General features: G+C 73.2%; 1 protein-coding gene and 1 pseudogene. One reads left to right on the forward strand and one right to left on the reverse strand.

Annotated elements, in window-relative coordinates:
* Positions 1–479 (forward strand): annotated as a pseudogene (locus ACXAID_RS28090) (ABC transporter family substrate-binding protein); the annotation flags it as partial.
* On the opposite strand, the gene ACXAID_RS28095 reads toward ACXAID_RS28090, so the two are convergent.
* Positions 473–1,419, reverse strand: a 947-nt coding sequence (locus ACXAID_RS28095) for a chloride channel protein (protein ID WP_475025433.1), incomplete at its 5' end; no start/stop codon positions are given. The pseudogene ACXAID_RS28090 and the gene ACXAID_RS28095 overlap by 7 nt on opposite strands.

Consider the following 1,419-nt stretch of genomic DNA (forward strand, 5'->3'; position numbering starts at 1 on the left):
CCACCGAGATCTACACACGACAGCCATCGTCGGCAGCGTCAGATGTGGAGAAGAGACGGGTGCCCACCACCCCCGCCGCGGCGCCGGACGTCACCTCGGCCGGCGCCACCCCGACGCCCAGCCTGACCACGTCGGGGCCGGTCAGCAGTACCAGCCCGCGGCCGCCGGGCACCACCACCTCGGCGACGCCGGCGCCGCCGGACTCCGGTGAACTCGTACAGGCGCCCAGCAACATCACCGGCCTGTGCGACCCGAGCATCCAGCCGCTCATCGACGCCGCGCTGCGGGGCAGCGCCGACATCGACGAGGTGATCGACGAGGTCGAACCGGTGCTGTGGGACATGTCGACCGTGCTGCCCATCCTGCAGGACACGACGATCGTCGCCGCAGGTCCCAGCGTGCGTAACGTCAGCTTGACCGGCGCGGTTCCGGTCGGCATCGTCGGCGACGCCGGAGCCTGGGTCAAGCTGCCTCACTGAGACGCGGCCAAGTGGCGCCGGCGCCGCTCGGCGATGACATGCGCCGTCCAGGCGCTCAGCGCGAACACGGCGAGCAGCCACAACGGCGGCCGGGCCAACTCCCACACGAACAGCGCCGCGAACAGCGGCGAACGCTGCGTGATCGTCAAGACCCCGGCCGCACAGGTCAGCGACACCGCGGCGACGTTGAGCTCGGTGCCGGCGAACCCGTTGAGTGTCAACGCCACCACCGAGCCGGCGGCGGCGCCGGTGGCCAGGGCGGGCGTGATCAACCCGCCGACCGCGCCAGCCCGCAGGAACAGCGCCGTCAGCAGCGGCTTGAGCAGCAGGATCGCGGCCGCCGCGGCCAGCGTCAGCCCGCTGTTCACGCTGACCTGCAGGATGCTGCGGCCGTTGCCGGGCAACTCGGGCAGCCACAGCGAGCAGACACCGGTCAGCAGCCCGGCGCCCGCGATGGCCGGGATGATCGTCCACGACTTCGGCTGCACCGCGGGCCTGGCCGCGGCCATCGCCCTGTCGAAGGAGAGCCCGATCGCGGCGGCCAGCGGTGCCAGCGCCAGCGCCAGGAAGGCGAACAGGTAGGACAGGTCCGGCCGCGGCCACTGAATCGAGTGTTCCAAGTGCGTGACCGGCGACGCCACCGCGACCGCCAGGCTCGAGGTGATCAGCGCCGTGCCGAACGCCCGCGGATGCCAGGTACCCAGCAGGATCCGGGCGGCGAACAACGCCCCGCCCAACGGCACGCTGTACACCGCGGCCAGCCCGGCGCCGGCGGCGCACGCCAGCAGGATGTCGCGGTCCCGCGCCGTCAGCGCCAGCCTCGAGGTCCCCAGATCGCCCCAGGCGGCGGCCAGCTGCCGGGGTGCGCCCTCCCGGCCCAGCGAGGCCCCGGACCCGACGAGCAGCACCTGCAGCCCGGCGTCGATCGCCAGCACCCGGC

This window comes from Mycobacterium sp. ABE4_509 (assembly GCF_056160785.1).